Annotated in this window: 24 protein-coding genes; 22 read left to right on the plus strand and 2 right to left on the minus strand. The window is 37.2% G+C overall.

Going from position 1 to position 26,422, the window contains the following annotated elements:
- Positions 1-286 precede the first annotated feature (286 nt).
- The 11 genes from nusB to spo0A all read left to right on the plus strand — a co-directional run bounded on the left by nusB (position 287) and on the right by spo0A (position 12,195).
- Positions 287-679 carry a N utilization substance protein NusB gene (gene nusB / locus AC0NJG_RS05655; RefSeq protein WP_087954329.1) on the plus strand — a complete coding sequence of 131 codons (393 nt, stop codon included), beginning with the start codon at positions 287-289 and terminating at the stop codon, positions 677-679.
- Between the two features lie 23 nt (positions 680-702).
- Positions 703-1,563 carry a bifunctional methylenetetrahydrofolate dehydrogenase/methenyltetrahydrofolate cyclohydrolase FolD gene (gene folD, locus AC0NJG_RS05660; RefSeq protein ID WP_000226737.1) on the plus strand — a complete coding sequence of 287 codons (861 nt, stop codon included), beginning with the start codon at positions 703-705 and terminating at the stop codon, positions 1,561-1,563.
- A gap of 26 nt (positions 1,564-1,589) precedes the next feature.
- Entirely contained in the window at positions 1,590-2,948 is a 1,359-nt protein-coding gene (gene xseA, locus AC0NJG_RS05665) for an exodeoxyribonuclease VII large subunit (protein ID WP_474062916.1), read from the plus strand.
- Positions 2,938-3,168 carry an exodeoxyribonuclease VII small subunit gene (gene xseB, locus AC0NJG_RS05670; protein WP_000428423.1) on the plus strand — a complete coding sequence of 77 codons (231 nt, stop codon included), beginning with the start codon at positions 2,938-2,940 and terminating at the stop codon, positions 3,166-3,168. Before xseA ends, xseB begins: the two co-directional genes overlap by 11 nt.
- A complete protein-coding gene (gene ispA, locus AC0NJG_RS05675; RefSeq protein WP_000150362.1) occupies positions 3,168-4,058 on the plus strand; it encodes a (2E,6E)-farnesyl diphosphate synthase in 891 nt (296 codons plus the stop codon). The genes xseB and ispA overlap by 1 nt, the downstream gene beginning before the upstream one ends.
- A 303-nt stretch (positions 4,059-4,361) precedes the next feature.
- Positions 4,362-6,254 carry a 1-deoxy-D-xylulose-5-phosphate synthase gene (gene dxs, locus AC0NJG_RS05680; RefSeq protein ID WP_000366448.1) on the plus strand — a complete coding sequence of 631 codons (1,893 nt, stop codon included), beginning with the start codon at positions 4,362-4,364 and terminating at the stop codon, positions 6,252-6,254.
- Positions 6,255-6,257: 3 nt separating this feature from the next.
- Positions 6,258-7,097, plus strand: coding sequence for a TlyA family rRNA (cytidine-2'-O)-methyltransferase (locus AC0NJG_RS05685; RefSeq protein ID WP_001274742.1), 840 nt, complete (start codon positions 6,258-6,260; stop codon positions 7,095-7,097).
- Between the two features lie 142 nt (positions 7,098-7,239).
- Entirely contained in the window at positions 7,240-7,689 is a 450-nt protein-coding gene (argR, locus tag AC0NJG_RS05690; RefSeq protein ID WP_001032581.1) for an arginine repressor ArgR, read from the plus strand.
- Between the two features lie 267 nt (positions 7,690-7,956).
- Positions 7,957-9,696 (plus strand): DNA repair protein RecN, encoded by a 1,740-nt coding sequence (recN, locus tag AC0NJG_RS05695; RefSeq protein ID WP_000947752.1) that lies wholly within the window; start codon positions 7,957-7,959, stop codon positions 9,694-9,696.
- A 118-nt stretch (positions 9,697-9,814) separates the two neighbouring features.
- Complete coding sequence (gene spoIVB / locus AC0NJG_RS05700; RefSeq protein WP_002028467.1) at positions 9,815-11,113, plus strand: SpoIVB peptidase; 1,299 nt, start codon at positions 9,815-9,817, stop codon at positions 11,111-11,113.
- A 287-nt stretch (positions 11,114-11,400) separates the two neighbouring features.
- Complete coding sequence (spo0A, locus tag AC0NJG_RS05705; protein WP_014297988.1) at positions 11,401-12,195, plus strand: sporulation transcription factor Spo0A; 795 nt, start codon at positions 11,401-11,403, stop codon at positions 12,193-12,195.
- A 267-nt stretch (positions 12,196-12,462) separates the two neighbouring features.
- Here the strand turns inward: spo0A and AC0NJG_RS05710 are convergent, their stop codons facing one another.
- Positions 12,463-12,609 (minus strand): YycC family protein, encoded by a 147-nt coding sequence (locus AC0NJG_RS05710; RefSeq protein ID WP_001247671.1) that lies wholly within the window; start codon positions 12,607-12,609, stop codon positions 12,463-12,465.
- A gap of 51 nt (positions 12,610-12,660) precedes the next feature.
- Here AC0NJG_RS05710 and AC0NJG_RS05715 point away from each other — a divergent pair, with 51 nt between their 5' ends.
- Positions 12,661-13,389, plus strand: coding sequence for a glycerophosphodiester phosphodiesterase (locus tag AC0NJG_RS05715; RefSeq protein ID WP_048550749.1), 729 nt, complete (start codon positions 12,661-12,663; stop codon positions 13,387-13,389).
- Between the two features lie 49 nt (positions 13,390-13,438).
- On the opposite strand, the gene AC0NJG_RS05720 is transcribed toward AC0NJG_RS05715, so the two are convergent.
- Positions 13,439-13,672, minus strand: coding sequence for a DUF2627 domain-containing protein (locus AC0NJG_RS05720; RefSeq protein ID WP_001190188.1), 234 nt, complete (start codon positions 13,670-13,672; stop codon positions 13,439-13,441).
- 136 nt (positions 13,673-13,808) lie between these two features.
- On the opposite strand from AC0NJG_RS05720, the gene AC0NJG_RS05725 reads away from it, so the two are divergent.
- From AC0NJG_RS05725 to AC0NJG_RS05770, 10 genes are all read left to right on the plus strand, one after another.
- A complete protein-coding gene (locus AC0NJG_RS05725) occupies positions 13,809-15,881 on the plus strand; it encodes a sigma-54 interaction domain-containing protein (protein ID WP_474062917.1) in 2,073 nt (690 codons plus the stop codon).
- A 195-nt stretch (positions 15,882-16,076) separates the two neighbouring features.
- Positions 16,077-16,976 (plus strand): phosphate butyryltransferase, encoded by a 900-nt coding sequence (gene yqiS, locus AC0NJG_RS05730; protein ID WP_048550746.1) that lies wholly within the window; start codon positions 16,077-16,079, stop codon positions 16,974-16,976.
- A gap of 35 nt (positions 16,977-17,011) precedes the next feature.
- On the plus strand, positions 17,012-18,112 hold the full coding sequence (locus AC0NJG_RS05735) for a leucine dehydrogenase (RefSeq protein WP_000171362.1): 1,101 nt from the start codon (positions 17,012-17,014) through the stop codon (positions 18,110-18,112).
- An 87-nt stretch (positions 18,113-18,199) separates the two neighbouring features.
- A complete protein-coding gene (gene buk, locus AC0NJG_RS05740; protein ID WP_048550744.1) occupies positions 18,200-19,303 on the plus strand; it encodes a butyrate kinase in 1,104 nt (367 codons plus the stop codon).
- Between the two features lie 4 nt (positions 19,304-19,307).
- Entirely contained in the window at positions 19,308-20,729 is a 1,422-nt protein-coding gene (lpdA, locus tag AC0NJG_RS05745) for a dihydrolipoyl dehydrogenase (RefSeq protein ID WP_001051288.1), read from the plus strand.
- 27 nt (positions 20,730-20,756) lie between these two features.
- On the plus strand, positions 20,757-21,758 hold the full coding sequence (gene bfmBAA, locus AC0NJG_RS05750) for a 3-methyl-2-oxobutanoate dehydrogenase subunit alpha (protein ID WP_000852554.1): 1,002 nt from the start codon (positions 20,757-20,759) through the stop codon (positions 21,756-21,758).
- A 13-nt stretch (positions 21,759-21,771) separates the two neighbouring features.
- Positions 21,772-22,755, plus strand: a complete 984-nt coding sequence (bfmBAB, locus tag AC0NJG_RS05755) for a 3-methyl-2-oxobutanoate dehydrogenase subunit beta (protein WP_000290076.1) — start codon at positions 21,772-21,774, stop codon at positions 22,753-22,755.
- A 15-nt stretch (positions 22,756-22,770) separates the two neighbouring features.
- Positions 22,771-24,090 (plus strand): dihydrolipoamide acetyltransferase family protein, encoded by a 1,320-nt coding sequence (locus AC0NJG_RS05760; protein WP_087954332.1) that lies wholly within the window; start codon positions 22,771-22,773, stop codon positions 24,088-24,090.
- 340 nt (positions 24,091-24,430) lie between these two features.
- A complete protein-coding gene (locus AC0NJG_RS05765; RefSeq protein WP_016718455.1) occupies positions 24,431-25,609 on the plus strand; it encodes an FtsW/RodA/SpoVE family cell cycle protein in 1,179 nt (392 codons plus the stop codon).
- Between the two features lie 105 nt (positions 25,610-25,714).
- On the plus strand, positions 25,715-26,419 hold the full coding sequence (locus AC0NJG_RS05770; protein ID WP_087954333.1) for a DUF421 domain-containing protein: 705 nt from the start codon (positions 25,715-25,717) through the stop codon (positions 26,417-26,419).
- Positions 26,420-26,422: the final 3 nt, after the last annotated feature.

Consider the following 26,422-nt stretch of genomic DNA (forward strand, 5'->3'; position numbering starts at 1 on the left):
ACAACCCTCTAATTATTATACTATTTCAAAAAATGAGAAATAAAAAAGAAAATGTTTCGTTTTACCAAAAAACGTACATTGTGATAAGATATGGAACTTGAAGTTAATCTTTTTATTATTTTTCAGCCTTGTAACCCGTGTGTGAAACGATAAATTGTGTTATTATCATTGTATTATAAGGTTGGAAAATCAATGAAAACTGTAAGAGTAAGTGAATTGACGGCTTATAAATTATAATAATATAACAAAGCATAAGGAAAGACTTGAAGCATAAAGGAGAGTTACAATGAAACGTAGGACGGCTAGAGAAAGAGCTATGCAAGCATTATATCAAATGGATATTACAGGTGAATTAGAACCGAAAGTAGCGGTGGAAAACACGCTAGATGAAGGTGAAGAAACAAATGAGTTTCTAGAATCACTTGTAGTAGGTTTTGTAGAAAATAAAGAAGTAATTGATGAAGCGATTCGTCAAAACTTAAAAAAATGGAAGCTTGAGCGTATTAGTATTGTTGATCGCAGTATTTTACGTGTAGCTGTGTGTGAAATGAAATATATGGAAGAAATTCCACACAACGTAACAATTAACGAGGCAATTGAAATTGCTAAAACATTTGGGGATGAGGAATCTCGTCGTTTTATTAACGGCGTTTTATCTAATATAAAAGATACACTGTAATTTCTTTAAGGGGGAATCTTAAAATGGTAGCAGTAATCATCAAAGGAAATGAAGTTGCGGAGAAAAAACGAGCACAATTAACAGAAGAAGTTGTGAAGTTGAAAGAGCAAGGGATTGTACCAGGATTAGCAGTTATTCTAGTTGGAGAAGATCCAGCATCTCGTTCTTATGTAAAAGGAAAAGAAAAGGGCTGTGAACAAGTAGGAATCTATTCAGAGCTAATTGAACTTCCTGAAACAATTACGGAGGAGCGTTTGCTTGCTGAAATCGATCGCTTAAATGGCGATGACCGCATTAATGGCATATTAGTGCAATTACCTTTACCAAAACATATTGAAGAAAAAGCTATCATTGAAAGAATTTCACCAGAAAAAGATGTAGATGGATTTCACCCAATCAGCGTAGGACGTATGATGACGGGACAAGATACATTCCTTCCATGTACACCGCATGGTATTGTAGAGTTAGTAAAAGAAACAAATCTTGATATCTCAGGAAAACATGTTGTAGTAATTGGAAGAAGTAATATTGTCGGCAAGCCAGTGGGACAATTGTTCTTAAATGAAAATGCAACTGTCACATACTGTCATTCTAAGACGCAAAATATGAAAGAGTTAACGAAATTAGCTGATATTTTAATCGTAGCAGTAGGACGACCTAAAATGGTAACAGCTGATTATATGAAAGAAGGAGCAGTTGTAATCGACGTTGGTGTAAACCGTTTAGAAACAGGAAAACTTTGTGGTGATGTTGACTTTGACAACGTGTTAGATGTTGCAGGTTACATTACACCTGTGCCAAAGGGTGTTGGTCCAATGACAATCACAATGCTTCTTCATAATACTGTTGAATCGGCTAAGCGTGCAGGTGTCGTTTGTAAATAATTTGAGTCGGCTATGAGGAGAGAGAAATGGAGAAACAATATTTAACCGTTACAGCGTTAACACGCTATATAAAAACAAAAATAGAATATGATCCGCATTTGCAGTCTGTTTGGTTAAAAGGTGAAATTTCCAACTTTAAAAATCATAGCCGTGGCCACATGTATTTTACATTGAAAGATGAAAATGCAAGAATCGCAGCGGTTATGTTTGCGGGTCATAATCGTAATATTAAATTCAGACCTGAAAATGGGATGAAGGTACTCGTGAAAGGGAAAATCTCTGTTTACGAGGCGAGTGGTTCTTATCAAATTTATATTCAAGACATGCAGCCTGACGGAGTCGGAAACTTGCATTTAGCTTACGAACAATTAAAGGTTCGTTTAGAGGAAGAAGGATTGTTTTCTCAAGTTTACAAAAAAACAATCCCTCCTTACGCGAAAACAATAGGTGTGATTACGTCACCAACAGGGGCAGCGATTCGTGATATTATAACAACGATTAAACGTCGTTATCCAATTGGAAATGTTATTGTGTTTCCAGTACTTGTACAGGGGGAGTCAGCAGCTCCCTCAATTGTACAAGCGATTCGTACAGCGAATGAAATGGAAGGGATAGATGTCCTAATCGTTGGGCGCGGTGGAGGCTCTATTGAGGAATTGTGGGCGTTTAATGAAGAGATGGTTGCAAGAGCTATTTTCAAGAGTGAGATCCCTATTATTTCAGCAGTAGGCCATGAAACAGACTTTACAATTGCGGATTTTGTTGCCGATTTAAGAGCACCAACACCAACTGCAGCGGCTGAGCTGGCAGCGCCTAATATTATCGAGTTACAAGAAAAGGTATTACAAAGAACTCTAAGGTTGCAAAGAGCAATGAGAGAGTTAGTACATAAAAAAGAAGAAAAACTACAAGTATTGCAAAAATCTTATGCGTTCCGTTATCCAAGACAAGTATATGAGCAAAAAGAAGAGCAATTGGATAGAGCGTTAGAACAGCTTGTGTTAGCGAAAGAGCGCTATATTGATAAAAAGGTAAATCAGTTAAAACAGCTTTCATTTTATTTAGAGAAGCACCACCCATCTCAAAAAATTATGCAAACGAAGGTAGCAGTTGAAACGTTGCAAAAGCAATTGCAACGTGAAATGCAAACGTTACTCCAAACGAAAGAATTTACCTTTGTAAGAGCTGCTCAAAAACTTGAAGCGCTAAGTCCGCTTAAAGTAATGATGAGAGGGTACGGGCTTGTATATGATGAAGAGAAGCAAGTGTTAAAAAGTGTGAAAGATGTTAGCCTTGGAGATGCTGTTTCAGTTCAATTACAAGATGGAATACTAGATTGTAGCGTATCAGGAATAGAGGAGCGTGAATTGAATAATGGAAAATAAATTAAGCTTTGAAGAGGCAATTTCGCAACTTGAGCACCTCGTTTCTAAGTTAGAGCAAGGTGACGTACCTTTAGAAGAAGCAATTTCTTATTTTAAAGAGGGTATGGAATTATCTAAGCTTTGTGATGAGAAGTTGAAGAACGTACAAGAACAAATGGCAGTTATTCTTGGGGAAGATGGAGAGCTTGAACCGTTTACTGCTTTAGGAGATGAAGCATAGTGACAATTGCTTTTGATACTTTTTTGAAAGAAAGTAAAACTTTCGTAGAAGAGAAGCTTGTAAGCTATGCAAATGAATTACAATGTCCAAATGTACTTCGTGAAGCGATGGCATATTCTTTGGAAGCGGGTGGAAAGCGTCTCCGCCCGTTACTTTTATTTGCAACATTACAAGCGTTTGGTAAAGAAAAAAATCTTGGTGTAGGTGCAGCTTGTGCTCTTGAAATGATACATACATACTCATTAGTTCATGATGATTTACCTTGTATGGATGATGATGATTTAAGAAGAGGGAAGCCCACAAATCATAAAGTATTTGGTGAAGCGATGGCGGTTTTAGCAGGAGATGGTTTGTTGACATATGCTTTTCAAGTTATTATGGCATATGAACAAAAGGAAATCTCAGCTGAGAAAAAAGTAAGACTTGTACTTGAGCTTGCAAAGGCGGCAGGACCAGAGGGAATGGTTGGCGGACAAGTAGCAGACATGGAAGCGGAAGGGAAACAGCTTACGATCGATGAGCTAGAATATATTCATAAGCATAAGACTGGGAAACTACTTGAATTCGCTGTACTAGCAGGGTCGATACTTTCTAATGCCACAGAAGAACAGGAAGAAAAATTACTTGAGTTTGCAAAATATATCGGCCTAGCTTTCCAAATTCGAGATGATATTTTAGATGTGGAAGGAACCGAAGAAGAGATTGGAAAACCGATTGGTAGTGATGTTTCCAACGAAAAGAGCACATATACGACGTTATTTACTGTAGATAGAGCAAAGGATATTTTAGAAGAAACGATTGCAAAAGCAAAAGATGCTATTAGTTCCTTGCAATTACAAGATGAATATTTACTATCTATTTGCGATTTGATTGCAAAACGTAATAACTAATATAACAGCGTTTTCATTTGTTGAGTCATTCATCATTTTATGATATAAATGTAGGAAAAGGTTTTTCTTTTCTTGTTATTGGCAAAAATATATGTAGATTACATTGCCGTTATCACTTCGTGTTAGCGGCTATTTTTTTCATCGCCTAAAGAAATATAGTTTATAATAAGATTAGGGCGCAATAGACTGGTTAATAGCAGGACAAGGTGAAAAATAAAAAAAAGAGAATTTCTTGTTTTGTGTAAATGTTTTTTATAATATTTGACATGTTGACAGATTATGAAATGAAAGTGAGTGATCCATGTGGATCTAACGCAAATTCAAAACCCTAGTTTTTTGAAAGATATGTCTATCAGTGAACTAGAGGGATTGAGTGAGGATATTCGTAAGTTTTTAATTGAAGAGCTCTCTCAAACAGGTGGACATATTGCGCCTAATTTAGGTGTAGTAGAACTCACAATTGCTCTGCATAAATTATTTGATAGTCCGAAAGATAAATTTTTATGGGACGTAGGACATCAATCCTATGTACATAAAATTTTAACTGGACGTGCAAAAGAATTCGGCACATTAAGGCAATATCAAGGTCTATGTGGTTTCCCAAAACGTTGTGAGAGTGAGCACGATGTATGGGAAACTGGCCATAGCTCGACATCATTATCTGCTGCAATGGGAATGGCTCTAGCACGTGATTTAAAGAAAACGAAAGAATATGTTATACCAATCATTGGTGATGGTGCTTTAACGGGCGGAATGGCTTTAGAGGCATTGAACCATATTGGACATGAAAAAACAGATATGATTGTTATTTTGAATGATAATGAAATGTCAATTGCGCCAAACGTTGGTGCGCTTCATAATGTGCTTGGACGTCTACGTACCGCAGGAAAATACCATTGGGTAAAAGACGAGCTAGAGTATATTTTGAAGAAAATCCCAGCTGTCGGTGGGAAAGTTGCTGCGACAGCAGAGAAAATAAAAGATAGTCTTAAATATTTACTAGTATCCGGTGTCTTTTTCGAAGAGTTAGGCTTTACATATTTAGGTCCAGTCGATGGACATGATTATGAAAAGTTATTCGAAACGTTGCAATATGCAAAGAAAACAAAAGGCCCGGTGCTTGTTCATGTTATTACGAAAAAAGGAAAAGGTTACAAACCAGCTGAGAGTGATGTTATTGGCACTTGGCATGGAACAGGACCTTATAAAATTGAATCAGGTGACTTCGTTAAACCGAAAGAGGTTGCACCAGCATGGAGTGCTGTTGTTAGTGAAACAGTACTTAAGTTAGCGAGAACGGATGAGCGTATCGTTGCAATTACACCTGCAATGCCTGTTGGATCAAAACTTGAGAAATTCCAAAAAGAATTCCCAGATCGTATGATTGATGTAGGTATTGCAGAACAGCATGCTACAACAATGGCAGCGGGTATGGCAACGCAAGGTATGAAACCATTCTTAGCGATTTATTCAACATTTTTGCAAAGAGCATATGACCAAGTTGTTCATGATATATGCCGCCAAAATTTAAATGTTTTCATCGGAATCGATCGCTCTGGTTTAGTAGGAGCAGATGGTGAAACGCATCAAGGTGTATTTGATATTTCATTCTTACGTCACTTGCCGAATATGGTACTTATGATGCCGAAAGATGAAAATGAAGGGCAACATTTAGTATACACGGCGATGCAATATGAAGATGGACCAATCGCATTACGTTATGCACGAGGTAATGGACTAGGCGTTCATATGGATGAAGAATTAAAGGCGATTCCAATCGGTTCATGGGAAACGTTAAAAGAAGGTACACAAGCAGCTATTTTAACATTTGGTACGACAATACCAATGGCAATGGAAGCGGCTGAGCGTCTTGAAAAGGCTGGGGTTTCAGTAAAAGTAGTGAACGCTCGCTTCATTAAACCAATGGATGAAGCATATTTACATGATCTCTTAGGAAAAAACATACCAATTTTAACGATTGAAGAAGCTTGCTTAATTGGTGGTTTTGGAACAGGAGTAGTTGAATTTGCGTCTGAGAACGGGTACCATAGTGCGTTAGTTGAACGAATGGGTATTCCAGATCGATTCATAGAGCACGGTAGTGTAACAAAATTATTAGAAGAAATCGGTTTAACGACAGATGCTGTTGTAGACCGTATTCATACAATGATTCCATCAAAACAAAAAAGGGCGTAACAAATGAGTGCGAAAAAAGAAAGAGTAGATGTACTATTAGTAGAGCGAGGGCTTATAGAAACACGTGAGAAAGCAAAACGCGCCATTATGGCCGGCCTTGTATATGCGAATGAGATGAGATTGGATAAGCCAGGAGAGAAAATCCCACAAGATACAGAGATTACGGTGAAGGGGCAAGTTATGCCGTATGTAAGCCGTGGTGGTTATAAACTTGAAAAGGCATTAGAGACATTTCATCTTGATTTACAAGATAAAGTTATGATAGATATTGGTTCATCAACTGGTGGCTTTACCGATTGCGCGCTTCAAAATGGAGCGAAATTATCTTATGCATTAGACGTAGGGTACAATCAACTTGCGTGGAAATTACGTCAAGATGAGCGTGTTGTCGTAATGGAACGAACAAACTTCCGTTACGTAACACCAGCAGACTTAGAACGTGGTTTACCGCAATTTGCTAGTATTGATGTTTCATTTATATCATTAAAGCTTATATTGCCAGTTTTAAAAACAATGCTTATGCCGAATGGGGATGTAGCAGCGTTAATTAAACCGCAGTTTGAAGCTGGAAGAGAGCAAGTTGGTAAAAAGGGTATCGTTCGTGATCGAAAAGTACATGAGGCTGTCGTAGAAATGATTGTCGACTTTGCTATAAAAGAAGGATACGACGTAGAAGGTTTAACATTCTCACCAATTACGGGCGGGGATGGTAATATTGAATTTTTAATTCATCTGAAATGGCATGGTGAACGTGAGAATGGCGAAAATCATTCTCCAGTTTCTGTTGAGCAAGTAGTTACAGAGGCACATGATGTCCTAAAACAAAAAGGGAAAGGGGAATAACATATGTTGTTCCTCTTTTTGTTGTAATTGTATAATGATTGTAAAAACAATTGTGTACAAGTAACGAATTATAAGTTAACATAAATAAGTGAAGTATACCAATGTTTAAACTATGGTAAGAGATAGTGTGAGGTGCAAATGTATGAATAAAGGTCAGCGCCATATTAAAATCAGGGAAATTATTGCGAACAAAGAAATTGAAACACAAGATGAATTAGTTGATATTCTACGTAATGAGGGATTTAATGTAACGCAAGCAACAGTATCGCGCGATATTAAAGAATTGCACTTAGTGAAAGTGCCATTACATGATGGGCGCTATAAATATAGCTTGCCAGCAGATCAACGATTTAACCCGTTACAAAAATTAAAACGCAATCTAGTGGATTCATTTGTAAAATTAGACACGGCAGGACATATGCTTGTGCTAAAAACATTGCCTGGTAACGCTCATTCACTTGGAGCACTTATTGATCATTTAGAGTGGGATGAGATCATCGGAACCATTTGTGGTGATGATACTTGCTTAATTATTTGCCGTACACCTGAAGACACAGGTGTTGTCTCTGATCGTTTCTTAAATATGCTGTAACAAAAAAATCTTGTTTGCTTTCCTCTGTAAAGTGGAAAGTGAACAGGATATTTTTATTGGTTAAAAACGTGAATTCTTAATTGTAATATAATATTTTCTTTGAATAAAATTAGGAAATAGGTGGATTGACCCGTAAAACAAATGTTTGGTACAATGGAGCGGTTAGAAAAGTAATTTATACATACAAACATATAGTATGACTATTTGAATAAAGAACTGAGAAAAGCCCTTCATAGGGGATTAGTTTATAACGAGGTGAATGGGGCATTGTTATCGGAATTATCGATTAGAAACTTTGCTATTATTGAGGCATTAAATATTTCTTTTCAAAAAGGATTAACGGTTTTAAGTGGTGAAACAGGGGCCGGAAAATCGATTATTATTGATGCGATTAGTTTACTTGTAGGTGGCCGTGGTTCAGCAGAATTTGTTCGATACGGAACAGAAAAAGCTGAGATAGAGGGACTATTTTATGTGGAAGATGATAAGCATCCATGTATTGAAAAAGCAGAAGAGTTGGATATAGAAATAGAAGACGGCATGATTATTTTGAAGCGTGATATCGCTGCAAACGGAAAAAGTGTATGTCGTGTAAATGGAAAACTAGTTACCCTTAGTGTATTAAAAGAAATTGGAAAAACACTTGTTGATATCCATGGGCAACACGAAACGCAAGACTTAATGAATGAAGAACGTCATCTATTTATGCTCGATCATTTTGATGGAGAGCGTATCGTTAAACAATTAGATATATACCAAAACGTATATGCTGACTATGAGAAATTAAAAAAACAGTTGAAATCGTTAAGTGAAAATGAACAACAAATGGCACATCGTTTAGATTTAATTCAATTCCAGCATGAAGAAATCCGTAAAGCGGATTTAAAGATGGATGAAGAAAATGACTTAACTGAAGAACGATTGCAAATTTCTAATTTCGAAAAGATTTATAAAGCATTAGGTGACGCGTATCGCTCGTTAAGTGCTGATGGACAAGGACTAGATAATGTACGAAGCGCAATGGGACAAATGGAGAGTATTACACATTTAGATGAAGTGTATCAAGAAAATCATGATTCCATTGCCAATAGTTATTATTTATTAGAAGAAGTTGCGTATCAACTAAGAGAAAAGCTCGATATGATGGAATATGATCCGAATCGCTTAGACGAAATTGAAACGCGTTTAAATGAAATTCGTATGCTAAAGAGAAAATATGGAAATACTGTAGAAGAGATTTTAGCGTATGCTGATAAAATTGAACAAGAAATTTTTACGATTGAAAATAAAGACGTTCATATTGAAACGACGAAGAAACAGTTGAAAGAATTAGAAAGTGTTATTCTGAAAGAAGCAACGTTGTTAAGTAATATGCGTCATGAACTTGCAGAGCATCTTACAAATGCCATTCATCAGGAATTAAAAGAATTATATATGGAAAAAACAAAATTTGAAGTGAGAATTATGAAGAGAGAAGGAAATGCTGAAGAGCCTCTTGTGGAGGGAGCACCAGTAAGACTTACGGCGGATGGCTATGACCATGTGGAATTTTATATTTCAACAAATCCAGGTGAGCCGCTAAAACCACTTTCAAAGGTTGCTTCCGGCGGAGAGTTATCTCGTATTATTTTAGCTTTAAAAAGTATTTTTTCTAAGCATCAAGGTGTTGCATCTGTAATTTTTGATGAGGTGGATACTGGTGTAAGTGGCCGGGTCGCACAGGCTATTGCGGAAAAAATTTATCGAGTATCAGTAAACTCACAAGTACTTTGTATTACGCACTTACCTCAAGTAGCTTCAATGGCGGATTCGCATCTATTTATTCGAAAACAAGTAGCAAATGATCGAACAATTACGTCAGTTACCGTTTTAACTATGGAGGATAAAGTAACAGAAATAGCTCGAATGATTTCTGGTGTGGAAATTACAGATTTAACGACAGAACATGCGAAAGAATTACTTACGCAAGCGCATCATTTTAAACAGACAGCAGAGGCTATCCAGTAATGGATAGCTTTTTTTCTCAAATGATGATTTCTTAATTCTTCCGGTTATAAATAAAGCATTGCAAGGAGAGATTAAAAAGTGAAGCCAAAAGGCTGAATGTGGGGTAGGAGCGAGGAGAGTGAACAAATTGAAATTAGAAAGATTTCGCAAAATAATAGGTATTTTTCTCCTTGTTTCTTTAGTTTTTATTGGGTGTTTTAAGCCGCTTCGGACGTTTATTTCATCTCCGAAGCAACTTGTTGTTTTTGAAGGACAACAATCAGAAATAGCTTCATTACCAGTGTTTAAAGCTTCATCTACAGATCGTCATGTGTTTACAGTAAGTTCAAATGAACAAAAACAAGGACTTATGGTAAATTCTCATCAAAATGGTGAAGCAGATATGGTGTTTCAGCTTGCTGGTTTTCCAGTGAAAAAAGTAAATGTGAGAGTATTAAAAGATTTCAAAGTTATTCCAGGTGGACAATCAATTGGTGTAAAGTTAAACACAAAAGGGGTACTTGTTGTAGGCCATCATTTAATTCAAACTGAAAAAGGGAAAGTATCTCCTGGTGAAACAGCCGGTGTGCAAATTGGAGATATGATTACTGAAATTAATGGTAAAACAATTGAAAGAATGAGTGATGTAGCACCATTTATTCATAATAGTGGGGAAACAGGCGAACCGCTAAATCTCGTTTTGTTAAGGGATGGAAAGCATATCCGCACTAAGTTAACACCACAAAAAGACAGTGGAGAATCGTCTTATCGCATTGGTTTATATATTCGTGATTCGGCAGCTGGAATCGGAACAATGACATTTGTTCATCCTGATTCTATGAAATATGGGGCACTTGGTCATGTCATTTCTGATAATGATACGAAAAAGCCGATTCAAGTCGAAGATGGACAAATTATGCGTTCGACAGTTACATCAATTGAAAGAGGTAGTCATGGGAATCCAGGGGAGAAATTAGCGAGGTTCTCACCTGATCGTGAAGTGATTGGCAATATTACAATAAATAGTCCATTTGGTATTTTTGGCAAATTGAATACAAATATGACAAATGGCGTAATGGATAAAGCAATGCCTATTGCACTATCTCATCAAGTAAAAGAAGGACCAGCAAAAATATTAACAGTTATTGATCAAGATAAAGTGGAAGCGTTTGATATCGAAGTTGTGAGTACAGTACCGCAAAAGTTTCCGGCAACAAAGGGCATGGTAATAAAAGTAACAGATAAACGTTTATTAGCGAAAACAGGTGGTATCGTACAGGGGATGAGCGGAAGTCCAATTGTACAAAATGGAAAGGTAATTGGCGCTGTTACACATGTATTTGTAAATGATCCAACATCAGGATATGGTGTTCATATTGAATGGATGTTACATGAGGCTGGAATTAACATTTATGATCAAGAAAGAAAAGCGAGCTAATTAATAATTAGCTCGTTTTTCTATTGAAAAATTCGTTGAAATTTTGTAAAAGCTCCGCAAGAGGTGTTTTTTGTTGTAAAATAAAAGGAAAGGGTTGAACGTTTCGTTGTTTTTCTATGATGGAATGTGTTGCGAAAAGGAATAAATGAACGATAAACATATTTTTTTGTGATTTTATCGGAAAGTAACAAACTTTAAAAGGGAATTTTCACACAATTGTCGAACAATTCATGTAGCCTAGAAGGATACACATGTCGGAGAATCGATTCGGTAAGGGAGGAAAAGCTGTGGAGAAAATTAAAGTATGTCTTGTGGATGATAATAAAGAATTAGTATCAATGCTAGAGAGTTATGTAGCTGCTCAAGAGGATATGGAAGTAATCGGTACTGCTTATAATGGTCAAGAGTGTTTAAATTTATTAAAAGATAAGCAGCCGGATGTACTTGTATTAGATATTATTATGCCACATTTAGATGGGTTAGCTGTACTAGAGAAAATGCGCCATATTGAAAGGTTAAGACAGCCTAGCGTAATTATGTTGACAGCGTTTGGACAAGAAGATGTGACGAAAAAAGCAGTTGACTTAGGTGCGTCATATTTCATATTAAAACCATTTGATATGGAGAATTTAACGAGTCATATTCGTCAAGTGAGCGGTAAAGCGAACGCTACTATTAAACGTCCACTGCCATCTTTCCGATCAGCAACAACAGTAGATGGAAAACCGAAAAACTTAGATGCAAGCATTACGAGTATCATTCATGAAATTGGTGTGCCTGCTCATATTAAAGGGTACATGTACTTAAGGGAAGCAATTTCTATGGTGTACAATGACATCGAATTACTTGGATCTATTACGAAAGTATTGTATCCAGATATCGCGAAGAAATATAATACAACAGCAAGCCGTGTCGAGCGTGCAATCCGTCACGCAATTGAAGTAGCATGGAGTCGTGGGAATATCGATTCTATTTCGTCCTTATTCGGTTATACAGTATCTATGTCAAAAGCAAAACCTACGAACTCAGAGTTTATCGCAATGGTTGCGGATAAGTTGAGACTTGAACATAAGGCTAGCTGAGAGTAAAAATAGTAAGAGATATAAGTTTTAGTAAAGCTTAATCATTCTTGAAATTGATGCTTGATATTAAATGTAAAACCAATGAACTTTTTATTTCATGGCCAATGAATGTTAGAATTCATTGGTCTTTTTATTTACTTTAATTTAATATACATGTTTGAAGCGAGGGTTAAATTGAATCACGGTATATCCAATGAGGGATTTTAGCAAGCAAGTCATCCATGATATAATAGAAAATAATAAAAAGTCCTGTGAAACAGGACTGTATTATTCTTCGTCTTTATTTTGTTTTTCTAATTCAACTAACTTTTGAATTAAAATGTGCTGCGGCATATGCATAAGTTGTTCAAGTGGAACACCTAATGCTTTTGATAGGCGGACTGCAGTGTCTGGAGAAATTTGTAATGGTCTCATAGAAGTACCTCCTTTTTCGTATAGTATAGCATAAAGATTGGGGGAGTGAGGATGACTCTTATATTTGCACATCGTGGTGCAGCGGGAACGTACCCAGAAAATACGATGATTTCATTTGAAGCAGCTGAATCTTTTAAGGCAGATGGAATTGAGCTTGATGTTCAATTAACGAAAGACGGAAAGGTTGTTGTCATTCATGATGAAACAGTGGACCGGACAACGAATGGAAAAGGTGCGGTCCGAAATTATGTATATGAGGATTTATGTAAATTAGATGCGAGCTATAAATTTGGTGATAAAGTAGGATTTTGTAAAATACCTCTTTTAGAAGAGGTGTTAGAATGGATTGAAAAAACAGAGTTGCTACTTAATATTGAACTTAAAAACAATAAAATTCCATACAGAGGTTTAGAGGAAGAAGTTATAACGCTTGTACGGAAATTTAATCTAGAAGATCGTGTTATATTTTCTTCATTTAATCACTACAGCATGAAAAGGTGTCATATGATGGCTCCTGATATTCAAACAGCGATTTTATATCGTGAAGGCTTGCATAGCCCGTGGGCATATGCGAAAAAAATGGGCGCTACAGCAGTGCATCCGAATTATCGTTATCTTCAAGATGCCATTGCTGAATTAACGATGGAAAGTGATGTAGAAGTTCGGCCCTATACAATTAATGAAGAAACACTTATGCGTAAATATTTTGATATGAATATATCGGCGATTATTACGGATTATCCTGAAACGGCAAGAACGTTATTGCCAATAAAAAAATGAGACCGCGTGTAACGGTCTCATTTTTTTATTGATAAGTAGTAGGAATTTCCTATCTTCTAAAGCGCGCTTGTACTTTATTTCGTTTACGGTCTCGGTGTAAGACGAAGCCACCAAAAATATAAAACCCTAGTCCGAAGCAAAGAGCGCCAATTAAAAATTGTAACCAAAGTATGGAGAGTGGAGGAAATAGAATCCCGAATACAGTATCTCTCATTAATTTGATGCCAAACACAGCTAATGAAATAGGGATGAGTGCTAATAATAGAGCAAGGTAACGCTGCATATAAACTCTCCTTTTCAGATTATTTTGTTTATTTTAATGATGTTATATGAAAAGGGGGTTTGTCAAGAGGGGTCTGAACGAGTAAGATAAGGGTGTGAAAAATTTTGCAGAGATACTTCGAGAGGAAGTGTAATATATGAAACAAAAAGTTTTAATTGTTGGTGCAGGTGAAGGTGGCAGTACATTGCTGAATCTGTTGCAAAGTTCGAATATATTTCAAATTATAGGGGTTATTGATATAAATCCGGTAGCAAAAGGATTGCAAATGGCTAAGGAATACGGGGTTACCATTGGAGAGAGTGTAACGCCGTTTCTTTCTATGCACATTGATGTAATGTTTGATATGACAGGTGATGATGATTTACATAAAGAGTTATTAAAGAAAAAGCATAAAGATACTCTTCTTATACCAGGTGATATTGCGAAGATTGTTACGAGATTAGCACATGAGAAGGAAGATTTAATTGGAAAGTTAGAAGAACAAACACAGCAAGGTGATTTAATTTTAAACTCTACGCATGATGGTATGATAGTGATTGATCAAGAAGGACAAGTTCGCCTATTTAATAAAAGTGCAGAGCGTATTATCGGGTATAAAAAAGAAGATGCGGTAGGCAAATATATTTTAGAAGTTATTCCGACTAGTAAGTTGCTTCGTATTATACGTACGAAACAAATAGAAGTAAATTATGAACTGACGCTTGAGAATGGAAAGAAAATTATTACAACCCGTATTCCAATATTAAAAGAGGGAGGAGAAGTGCAAGGGGCATTTGCGATTTTTAAAGATATAACAGAGGTTGTAGATCTTGCGGAAGAAGTTACAGATTTAAAGGAGATTCAAACGTTACTTGAGGCGATTATTAACTCGTCTGAGGAAGCCATTTCGGTCGTGGATGAAAAAGGTCGAGGTTTAGTAATTAACCCTGCATATACGAAATTAACAGGTTTAACAGAAGAGGACATTATTGGAAAGCCAGCTACAACTGATATTGTAGAAGGTGAAAGTATGCATATGAAAGTACTTCGAACGCGCAGGGCGGTACGAGGAATACATATGAAGATTGGCCAAAAAAAGCGAGATGTAATTGTAAACGTAGCACCGGTCATTGTAGATGGAATATTAAAAGGAAGCGTTGGTGTAATTCGTGACGTATCAGAAATTCAAAAGTTAACAAATGAATTGAATCGAGCAAGGCAAATTATTCGAACGTTAGAAGCGAAATATTCATTTGATGACATTGTCGGAAATTCAGATGAAACAACGGCTGCTATTGAGCAGGCAAAACTGGGGGCGAATACACCAGCAACAGTATTGCTACGCGGGGAGTCAGGGACAGGTAAAGAATTGTTTGCACATGCTATCCATAATGGAAGTAATCGAAAATATAATAAGTTCGTTCGTGTAAACTGTGCGGCTATTTCAGAGACGTTGTTAGAAAGTGAATTATTTGGTTATGAGGAAGGTGCATTTTCTGGCGCGAAAAGAGGCGGAAAACGTGGATTCTTTGAGGAAGCGAATAACGGCAGTATCTTTTTAGATGAAATAGGCGAACTATCTGCCAATACGCAAGCGAAACTCCTTCGCGTTTTGCAAGAAAAAGAGATTGTAAAAGTTGGTGGAACGAAAGCAATCCCTATTAATGTCAGAGTGATTGCAGCGACGCACGTGAATTTAGAAAAAGCCATTTTAGAAGGAGAGTTCAGGGAGGATTTATATTATCGATTAAATAAAATTCCAATTCAAATTCCATCTCTTCGTCAGCGTAAAGGGGATATACCGGCAATCGCAGACAGATTAATTCAAAAAATCAACCAAGATTATGGCAGAAATATAGAGGGGCTCACTAATTCTGCTATTTCATATTTACAATCATATGAATGGCCAGGGAATGTGAGGGAACTTGAAAATATTTTGGGGAGAGCTATTATCTTTATGAATTATAACGAGACTTATATTGATGTACAACATTTACCCCCATTACATAACGAAGAGCAGGTGGAGTCAAAGCAAGCTCATTTATTACCTGAGTTAGAAGAAAAGCCACTTGAGCATTTAGTGACGGAGTTTGAAGGGAATATCATTCATGAATATTTAGAGAGATTTGGTGGAAATAAAACACAAACGGCAAGAGCGTTAGGAATTTCGGTTCGAAATTTATATTACAAGCTAGAAAAGTATGAGTGTGCAAAAAATAGCATGCAATAAATTGCGTACCGTGCAATTTATTGCATGGTATACAAAAAGTGACAAAATAAGACAGAATATTTTGTTATTTTCCGAAGTATTGATTTTACTGTGTTTTGAATGCGTTTTCATTATTGGTAAGACCACTTTAAAAAGTTGGCACGGTATTTGCTTAATAAAAAGACGAGGGACGACGGAAAGGGTTGATTACAAAATATGAAGTTAGAACACTTAATTGATCAAGCGGCAGGCCAGCCTAAAAAAACTGTGGCTGTAGCAGTAGCTGAAGATCATGAAGTAATTGAAGCTGTAGCGAAAGCAATTGCATTACAGCTAGCTCAATTTCGTCTATATGGAAACCAAGAAAAAATAATGGGGATGTTACAAGAACATAATTTACAAACTTCAGAACATATTGAAGTGATTGCAGCACAGTCAAGTGCTGAGGCTGCAGAACTTTCTGTGAAAGCTGTAAGAAATGGCGAAGCAGATGTGCTCATGAAGGGAAACATCCCAACAGCAAATATTTTGAAAGCTGTATTAAATAAAGAGTGGGGACTTCGTAAAGGTAGCGTACTTTCACACGTTGCAGCATTTGAAGTTCCAAATTACGATCGTCTCATTTTTGTTACAGATGCAGCGATGAACATTGCACCTGATGTAACACAGAAAGCTGCTATTATACAGAATACTGTAGAAGTTGCCCGGGCAATAGGAATGGATTTGCCAAAGGTAGCACCAATTGCAGCAGTAGAGGTTGTGAATCCTGCGATGCAAGCGACAATTGATGCAGCGATGTTAACTCAAATGAATCGCCGCGGACAAATTAAAAATTGTGTCGTTGATGGACCACTTGCTTTAGATAATGCAGTATCACAAATTGCAGCAGAACATAAAGGCATAGTAAGTGATGTAGCAGGTAAGGCAGACATTTTACTCGTCCCAACGATTGAAGCTGGAAATGTGCTATATAAATCACTCGTATACTTTGCAGATGCAAAAGTAGGAGCAATGATTGCTGGCGCAAAAGCACCGATTGTTTTAACATCTCGTGCTGATTCAGCGGAAACAAAAGTATATTCATTAGCATTGGCAGTTGCGACTGCTTCAAAATAAACCAAATAGGGTAAAACAATTAGGGGGAAACGACAATGACATTAGAAATCTTCGAATACTTAGAAAAATATGATTATGAGCAAGTAGTATTTTGTCAAGATAAAGAATCTGGTTTAAAAGCAATCATTGCAATTCATGATACAACACTTGGACCAGCTCTTGGTGGAACAAGAATGTGGACATATGATTCTGAAGAAGCGGCGATTGAAGATGCATTGCGTCTTGCAAAAGGGATGACATACAAAAACGCAGCAGCTGGTTTAAACTTAGGTGGTGCGAAAACAGTAATTATCGGTGATCCACGTAAAGATAAGAGCGAAGCAATGTTCCGTGCATTAGGACGTTACATTCAAGGGCTAAACGGACGTTACATTACAGCTGAAGATGTTGGTACAACAGTAGATGATATGGATATTATCCACGAAGAAACTGACTTTGTAACAGGTATTTCACCATCATTCGGTTCTTCTGGTAACCCATCTCCAGTAACTGCATACGGTGTGTATCGTGGTATGAAAGCTGCTGCGAAAGAAGCTTTCGGTACTGATAATTTAGAAGGAAAAGTAATTGCTGTTCAAGGTGTTGGTAACGTAGCATATCACCTATGCAAACATTTACACGCTGAAGGAGCAAAACTAATCGTTACAGATATTAATAAAGAAGCTGTACAACGTGCAGTAGAAGAATTCGGTGCAACAGCAGTTGAGCCAAATGAAATTTACGGTGTTGAATGTGATATTTACGCACCATGTGCATTAGGCGCAACAGTTAATGACGAAACTATCCCACAACTTAAAGCAAAAGTAATCGCTGGTTCTGCGAATAACCAATTAAAAGAAGATCGTCACGGCGACATCATTCATGAAATGGGTATCGTATACGCACCAGATTATGTAATTAATGCAGGTGGCGTAATTAACGTAGCAGACGAGTTATATGGATACAATAGAGAACGTGCATTAAAACGCGTTGAGTCAATTTATGACACAATTGCAAAAGTAATCGAAATTTCAAAACGCGATGGCATTGCAACTTATGTAGCAGCTGATCGTCTAGCTGAAGAGCGCATTGCAAGCTTGAAAAACTCTCGTAGCACATACTTACGCAACGGTCACGACATTATTAGCCGTCGCTAATCATTCATATATTACTTTTACAAAAGGTGTGGTTATCTCTTATGAGGTTTCCACCTCCTTTTGAATTTATTAGTGGAGGTAGCAACAGTGTCTTTAAATCGAATTCTTGTTATTAATCCGGGTAGTACATCCACAAAAATCGGTGTTTTTGATAATGAAAGACCCGTTTTAGAAGAAACGATTCGTCATGACGAAGAACAGATTGGAAAATATAAGCGAATTATTGACCAATATGAGTTTCGTAAAGAAACGATCTTAGAAGTTCTACATTCTCACGGTATTAACATTTCAAAGTTAAACGCAGTTTGTGGACGCGGGGGATTACTTCGTCCAATCGAGGGCGGAACATACACAGTAAACGATGCGATGTTAGAAGATTTAAAAAATGGGTTTAGCGGTCATCACGCTTCAAACCTTGGGGGCATTTTAGCATATGAAATTGCTTCTGGATTAAATATTCCCGCATTCATTGTAGACCCTGTCGTTGTAGATGAAATGGAGCCGGTTGCTCGTATAAGTGGTATTGCTGGTATGGAACGTAAAAGTATTTTCCATGCATTAAATCAAAAAGCAGTTGCTCGTAAAGTAGCTCAACAGTTAAATCACAAATACGAAGATTTAAATTTATTAGTTACACATATGGGTGGCGGTATTACAGTTGGTGCTCATAAAAAAGGAAGAGTAATCGATGTGAATAACGGTTTAAACGGAGAAGGCCCATTTAGTCCAGAGCGCGCTGGTACAGTACCAGTAGGACAACTAGTAGAAATGTGTTTCTCTGGTGAGTATTACCGAGATGAAATGATTAAAAAACTTGTCGGACAAGGTGGACTTGTAAGTTTAATCGGTACAAATGATGCGATTAAAGTAGAGCAAATGGTTGAAAAAGGTGATCCTGAAGCAACTCTTATTTATAAGGCAATGGCGTATCAAGTTGCAAAAGAGATTGGCGGGGCTAGCGCAGTACTTCACGGGAAAATCGATGCAATCGTATTAACTGGCGGACTTGCTTACAGTAAAATTCTTGTCGATGAAATAAAAGAGCGAGTGGACTGGATTGCAGATGTTATCGTACATCCAGGCGAAGATGAGTTAGAAGCATTAGCAGAAGGAGCACTTCGTGTATTACGTGAAGAAGAAGCTCCAAAAGAATATGTTGTACGTGAAAAAGAAACGGTAGCTAGGGGTTGAGATAATGGCAAAAGAATATGATTTAGTCATCGTTGGCGGCGGTACTGGTGGATATGTTGCTGCAATTCGTGCATCACAACTAGGGTTAAAAACTGCACTAGTCGAAAAAGAAAATCTTGGTGGTACTTGTTTACACAAAGGATGTATTCCTAGTAAAGCTCTTTTACGTAGTGCGGAAGTATATGCAACTGCTAAGAAAAGTGAAGAGTTCGGGGTTATTGCAAGTAATGTAGAACTAAACTTTGCAAAAGTACAAGAGCGTAAAGAGAAGATTGTAACGCAACTTCATAAAGGCGTTCAACATTTAATGAAACAAGGTAAAATTGATGTGTTTGAAGGTATTGGCCGTATTCTTGGTCCATCTATTTTCTCTCCGATGCCAGGGACAATTTCAGTTGAACTTGCAAGTGGAGAAGAGAATGAAATGTTAATTCCAAAAAATGTACTTATTGCAACAGGTTCTCGTCCAAATTCATTACCAGGTTTAGAATTAGACGGAGAGTACGTAATGTCTTCCGATCATGCCCTAAAAATGGAAACGCTTCCTAGTTCAATTATTATCGTTGGTGGCGGTGTAATCGGTATTGAGTGGGCATCTATGCTTGCTGACTTCGGTGTAGAAGTTACAGTATTAGAGTATGCGAAAACGATTCTACCACTAGAAGATCAAGACGTTTCAAAAGAAATGCAACGTCTATTCAAGAAAAAAGGTATTAAAGTGGTAACTGGTGCAAAAGTATTACCAGAAACATTGGTAAAAGATAATGGAGTAACAATTCAAGCTGAACATAACGGTGAGAATAAAGAATTTAAAGCAGAAAAAATGCTTGTATCTGTAGGACGACAAGCCAATACGCAAAATATTGGTTTAGAGAATACGGATATCGTTGTGGAAAAAGGATACATTCAAACAAATGAGTTTTATCAAACGAAAGAATCTCATATTTACGCAATCGGTGATGTAATCGGTGGCTTACAGCTTGCTCACGTTGCTTCTCATGAAGGAATTGCTGCAGTAGAACATATTGCTGGTAAAGAAGTTACACCAATTGATTATTCTATGGTATCAAAATGCGTATATAGCAGTCCGGAAGTTGCTTCTGTCGGTTTAACAGAACAAGAGGCGAAAGAAAAAGGCTATAAGTTAAAAGTAGGTAAGTTCTCATTCCGTGCAATCGGAAAAGCGCTTGTATACGGCGAATCAGATGGTTTCGTAAAACTTGTAGTTGATGAAGAAACAAATGACATTCTCGGTGTTCATATGATTGGACCACATGTAACAGATATGATTTCTGAAGCTGGTCTTGCAAGAGTACTTGATGCAACACCTTGGGAAGTAGCACATACAATTCATCCGCATCCATCATTATCTGAGGCGATTGGTGAAGCAGCGTTAGCTGTAGATGGAAAAGCATTACACGCATAAAAATGTGGATTTAGGAGGTTATGAAAAATGGCAGAAGTAAAAGAAAAGCGCCATGAAGAGCTTGGCTTAAGTGATGAGCAAGTATTAGAAATGTTCCGTACGATGTTACTTGCACGTAAAATCGACGAACGTATGTGGTTATTAAACCGTGCGGGTAAAATTCCATTCGTAATTTCTTGTCAAGGACAAGAGGCAGCACAAGTTGGAGCAGCATTCGCTCTTGATAGAGAGAAAGATTATGCATTACCATACTACCGTGATATGGGTGTTGTATTAGCGTTTGGTATGACAGCGAAAGAACTGATGCTATCTGGTTTCGCGAAAGCTGGAGATCCAAACTCTGGTGGTCGTCAAATGCCTGGTCACTTCGGCCAAAAGAAAAATCGTATTGTGACAGGTTCATCTCCAGTAACAACGCAAGTACCACATGCAGTTGGTATTGCATTAGCTGGAAAAATGGAAAAGAAAGATTTAGTAACGTTTGTTACATTCGGTGAAGGTTCTTCTAACCAAGGTGATTTCCATGAAGGTGCAAACTTTGCTGGCGTACACAAGTTACCTGTTATTTTCATGTGTGAAAATAATAAATACGCAATCTCTATTCCAGTTGAAAAACAATTAGCTTGTAAAAATGTATCAGATCGTGCAATTGGATACGGTATGCCTGGATATACAGTAGACGGAAACGATCCGCTTGCAGTATATAAAGCTGTAAAAGAAGCAGCAGACCGTGGCCGACGCGGTGAAGGCCCAACTTTAATTGAAACAGTATCATATCGTTTAACAGCACATTCAAGTGATGACGATGATCGTGTTTATCGTGATAAAGAAGAAGTAGAAGAAGCGAAGAAAAATGATTCAATTATAACATTTGCTGCTTATTTAAAAGAGGTTGGCGTGTTGACTGAGGAATCTGAAAAACAAATGTTAGACGAAATTATGCATATCGTAAATGAAGCAACAGAATATGCAGAAAATGCTCCGTATGCAGCACCTGAAGATGCATTGAAGCACGTATACGCAGAATAGGGGGGAACGTTTCATGGCTGTAATGTCTTATATTGATGCTATTACATTAGCAATGCGCGAGGAAATGGAACGCGATGAGAAAGTATTCGTTTTAGGTGAAGATGTTGGTAAAAAAGGTGGCGTATTTAAAGCGACACACGGATTATATGATCAATTTGGTGAAGATCGTGCGCTAGATACACCACTTGCAGAATCTGCAATCGCTGGGGTCGCAATTGGTGCAGCAATGTATGGAATGCGTCCAATCGCTGAAATGCAGTTTGCGGATTTCATCATGCCAGCAGTAAACCAAATTGTTTCTGAGGCAGCAAAAATTCGTTACCGTTCTAATAATGATTGGACTTGTCCAATTACAGTTCGTGCGCCATTTGGCGGCGGTGTTCACGGCGCGTTGTATCATTCACAATCTGTAGAAGCAATGTTTGCAAACCAACCTGGTTTAAAAATTGTTATCCCTTCTACACCATATGATGCAAAAGGTTTACTAAAAGCTGCAATTCGTGATGAAGATCCAGTATTATTCTTTGAGCATAAACGTGCATATCGCTTAATTAAAGGTGAAGTGCCAGAAGATGATTACGTATTACCAATCGGAAAAGCAGATGTAAAACGTGAAGGTGATGATATTACTGTTATCACATACGGACTATGTGTTCATTTTGCTCTTCAAGCGGCTGAAAAGTTAGCACAAGATGGCATCTCTGCACACATTCTTGATTTACGTACTGTATATCCATTAGATAAAGAAGCAATCATTGAAGCAGCTTCTAAAACAGGTAAAGTTCTTCTTGTAACAGAAGACAATAAAGAAGGAAGTATTATGAGTGAAGTGGCAGCAATTATTGCTGAAAACTGTCTGTTTGATTTAGATGCACCAATCGCACGTCTTGCAGGTCCAGACGTTCCAGCAATGCCATATGCACCAACAATGGAAAAATTCTTTATGGTAAATCCAGATAAAGTTGAAAAAGCAATGCGTGAACTTGCGGAATTTTAATCGGGGGGACTATACATGGCTGTAGAAAATATTACAATGCCTCAGCTCGGGGAGAGCGTTACAGAGGGTACAATTAGTAAATGGCTCGTGAATGTTGGCGATCACGTAAACAAATATGATCCGCTTGCAGAAGTAATGACTGATAAAGTAAATGCTGAAGTACCATCTTCTTTCACTGGTATTGTGAAAGAGTTAATCGCTGGTGAAGGTGATACGTTAGCTGTAGGTGAAGTAGTTTGTGTGATTCAAGTAGAAGGCGCAGATGAAGTAGCAGCAACAGCAGTTGAGGAAAAAACAAAAGAAGAACCAAAGGCAGAAGTAGCTACGCCTGAAAAAGCACCGAAAGCAAAACAACCAACTGATGGAAAACCTCGTTTTTCACCAGCTGTGTTAAAACTTGCGGGCGAGCATAACGTTGATTTAGATCTAGTAGAAGGTACGGGAGCAAACGGCCGTATCACTCGTAAAGATATTTTAAAGCTAGTGGAATCTGGAAATATTCCGCAAGCAGGTGCGGCGAAGAAAGAGGAAGCGGTAGCGGCAGTAGTAGAAGCGCGTCCAGAAGCACCAAAAGTAGCGCCAGTAGCGCAAAAAGTAGAAGCTACAAAACCAGTTTCTGTACCAACAGTGCCTGGCGATATCGAAATTCCAGTAACAGGTGTGCGTAAAGCAATCGCAGCGAACATGTTACGTAGTAAACACGAAGCGCCACACGCTTGGATGATGATTGAAGTAGATGTGACAAACCTTGTGTCATACCGTAATTCAATTAAAGGTGATTTCAAAAAGCGTGAAGGCTTTAACTTAACGTTCTTTGCTTTCTTCGTAAAAGCAGTAGCACAAGCGTTAAAAGAATACCCTCAAATTAATTCAATGTGGGCTGGCGATAAAATCGTTCAGAAGAAAGATATTAACCTTTCTATCGCTGTTGCAACAGAGGACGAACTATTTGTACCAGTAATTAAACATGCGGACGAGAAGACAATTAAAGGCATCGCTCGTGAAATTACAGAACTTGCAGGAAAAGTACGTACGAAATCGTTAAAAGCGGACGAAATGCAAGGCGGAACATTTACAATTAATAACACAGGATCATTCGGTTCTGTTCAATCTATGGGTATTATTAATTACCCACAAGCGGCTATTTTACAAGTTGAATCAATTGTAAAACGCCCAGTAATTATGGATAATGGCATGTTTGGTGCTCGTGACATGGTTAACTTATGTCTATCACTTGATCACCGTGTACTAGATGGCTTAATTTGTGGTAAGTTCTTAGGACGTGTAAAAGAAATTTTAGAAAATACGTCAGAAAATAATACGTCTGTATATTAATGAAAAGCTCGCTTATGCGAGCTTTTTATCATCCTATTTCTTCATCTACATCCTACTATATGTATAATACCTTTCCCAGTAATCTTACAATGAACGATTATGTATTAGGAATTTATGAAAATACATTGCTGATATATGGTATATGGATATAAAATAAGAAAAGAATAATTTTTTTGGCAAATCTTACTGATGAAACTGTAGTATAATATATTGTATTGTATGAAAAAGAGAGTTATTCTATATAAGTGTTTTATAGATAATGTGTAATCAGTCGTCAAAACATGAAGAATGTTGACTCCTGGTTTTTTATTTTGCTGTAACAATGTTTCAGGAGGATGTCATGAAAAGAAGTACCGAGTTTCTAAAAAGTTTAGATGTAAAATTAATATTAATTTTGTTAGCATTATGTGTTACGAGTATAGCTGCTATATATAGCAGTCAGCAAACTGGCCAATATGGAGAGGCAAACTTTGCGATGAAACAGGGTTTGAACTACATAATTGGGGTTGTATTGTTATTGCTTGTTGCAAGCATTGACTTAGATCAATTGCAAAAATTGTCTTGGCCACTTTATATCGTTGGATTTGCTTCACTTATTCTTTTGAAAATACTACCGGTTTCCACTTTCACACCTGAAAAATTAGGTGCAAAAAGATGGTTTGTATTTCCGTTAGTTGGACAAATTCAACCATCTGAGTTTTTCAAAATTTCATTGCTTCTCGTAGTAGCAAGTATAGCAGTGAAACATAATGCACAGTATATGGCAAGGACATTCCAAACGGACTTAAAATTAGTAGGTAAAATTGTACTAGTATCCCTCCCGCCTATTGCTGTTGTATATAGCCAACCGGATACAGGGATGGTGTTCTTATATGCTGCTGCAATTGCATGTATTTTATTTATGTCAGGTATTCAGAAGAAATTGATAGCGTTATGTACAGTTATTCCAGTCACCATACTATCTACGTTAATATTTATTTACGTAAGGTATGAGGATTTCTTCTTTAATAAGTTAGTTACGCTACTAAAACCGCACCAACAATCACGTATTTTAGGTTGGTTAGATCCATTTGAACATACAGATCAAGGTTATCAAACACAGCAATCAATTTTAGCTGTAGGTAGTGGCGGTATGGAAGGGAAAGGGTTTGGCGAAGGGAACGTTTATATCCCTGAGAAGCATACAGACTTTATTTTCGCTACAATTGCCGAAGAAGGTGGATTTATCGTAGCAGCGTTAGTTGTATTCTTGTTCCTATTACTACTATATAGAACAATTATTATCGGTTATTCTGCTGATAATTTATTCGGTACATTATTATGTGCTGGATCGATTGGGATATTAACGGTTCAAATATTCCAAAACATCGGTATGATCGTTGGATTAATGCCTGTAAAAGGGATTGCATTACCTTTCTTATCGTATGGGGGAAGTTCCTTGTTCTCGAATATGATTATGATGGGTCTCATATTATCGGTACGAAAAACGTATAAAAAGTATATGTTTTCCGTTAAGTAAAAAAAGCTGGTTCGTTTTTAAACGAACCAGCTTTTTTACATATATACTCATAAACGTTGCAAACTAAAACAGACTAGCAGTTTGGGATGTAAGGAGTGCAAAGTGATGCATATGCATATTTTTGAGGGAGCACGGCATCTTTCTAATAGTGAATGGGTTATTCGGGCTATCATAGCATACATATTTTTAATATTAGTTGCGAAAGCAATGGGACAAAGGTCCATCGCACAACTTCGCTTTTTAGATGTTGTATTAGTGTTATTGCTTGGCGGAAATATTTCTAACGCATTGTCTGATGAAAAAGTAGGATTAATGGGCTCGATGATTACAACGTTTATACTCGTTGTACTTCATATTATAAGTTCAGTTTTAATGTTGAAATGGGATAGATGGAGACGCTTTTTAGAGCCAGCACCTATCATTCTTATACACAATGGTTCCATTGATTTTAGCAATTTGAAAAAAGCGAGAATTACGGTGGAATATTTATTTTCAGAACTTCGTATGCGAAATGTGAGCGATATTCAAACGATCAAATTAGCATTATGGGAAGCGAACGGTGTCGTTTCTATATTTCGGTATCCAGAATATGAGGGAGTTTCGCGGCTTGACCTGAAAGTGGCGGGAAAAAAATCTCCAGTTTCTTTTGTATTAGTAAAGGATGGGAGGATTCAGCAAGATGTTCTTGCTTTATTAGGGAAAACAGAAGAATGGGCGAGAGAATTTCTAGAGAAAAACGCAGAAGTTGAATCCATTTTGTTAGCTACAGTAGATGAAGCACATAAAATAAATATTTTGTTAAAAAAATGAAAA

The organism is Bacillus sp. SSR7, assembly GCF_055902415.1.

Bases quoted from the DNA above. Each gene is read 5' to 3' on its own strand.
- nusB (WP_087954329.1), top strand. From the start codon at position 287: ATGAAACGTAGGACGGCTAGAGAAAGAGCTATGCAAGCATTATATCAA.
- folD (WP_000226737.1), top strand. From the start codon at position 703: ATGGTAGCAGTAATCATCAAAGGAAATGAAGTTGCGGAGAAAAAACGA.
- xseA (WP_474062916.1), top strand. From the start codon at position 1,590: ATGGAGAAACAATATTTAACCGTTACAGCGTTAACACGCTATATAAAA.
- xseB (WP_000428423.1), top strand. From the start codon at position 2,938: ATGGAAAATAAATTAAGCTTTGAAGAGGCAATTTCGCAACTTGAGCAC.
- AC0NJG_RS05685 (WP_001274742.1), top strand. From the start codon at position 6,258: ATGAGTGCGAAAAAAGAAAGAGTAGATGTACTATTAGTAGAGCGAGGG.
- argR (WP_001032581.1), top strand. From the start codon at position 7,240: ATGAATAAAGGTCAGCGCCATATTAAAATCAGGGAAATTATTGCGAAC.
- AC0NJG_RS05710 (WP_001247671.1), bottom strand. From the start codon at position 12,609: ATGAGACCATTACAAATTTCTCCAGACACTGCAGTCCGCCTATCAAAA.
- AC0NJG_RS05715 (WP_048550749.1), top strand. From the start codon at position 12,661: ATGACTCTTATATTTGCACATCGTGGTGCAGCGGGAACGTACCCAGAA.
- AC0NJG_RS05720 (WP_001190188.1), bottom strand. From the start codon at position 13,672: ATGCAGCGTTACCTTGCTCTATTATTAGCACTCATCCCTATTTCATTA.
- AC0NJG_RS05725 (WP_474062917.1), top strand. From the start codon at position 13,809: ATGAAACAAAAAGTTTTAATTGTTGGTGCAGGTGAAGGTGGCAGTACA.
- yqiS (WP_048550746.1), top strand. From the start codon at position 16,077: ATGAAGTTAGAACACTTAATTGATCAAGCGGCAGGCCAGCCTAAAAAA.
- AC0NJG_RS05735 (WP_000171362.1), top strand. From the start codon at position 17,012: ATGACATTAGAAATCTTCGAATACTTAGAAAAATATGATTATGAGCAA.
- lpdA (WP_001051288.1), top strand. From the start codon at position 19,308: ATGGCAAAAGAATATGATTTAGTCATCGTTGGCGGCGGTACTGGTGGA.
- bfmBAA (WP_000852554.1), top strand. From the start codon at position 20,757: ATGGCAGAAGTAAAAGAAAAGCGCCATGAAGAGCTTGGCTTAAGTGAT.
- bfmBAB (WP_000290076.1), top strand. From the start codon at position 21,772: ATGGCTGTAATGTCTTATATTGATGCTATTACATTAGCAATGCGCGAG.
- AC0NJG_RS05760 (WP_087954332.1), top strand. From the start codon at position 22,771: ATGGCTGTAGAAAATATTACAATGCCTCAGCTCGGGGAGAGCGTTACA.
- AC0NJG_RS05765 (WP_016718455.1), top strand. From the start codon at position 24,431: ATGAAAAGAAGTACCGAGTTTCTAAAAAGTTTAGATGTAAAATTAATA.
- AC0NJG_RS05770 (WP_087954333.1), top strand. From the start codon at position 25,715: ATGCATATGCATATTTTTGAGGGAGCACGGCATCTTTCTAATAGTGAA.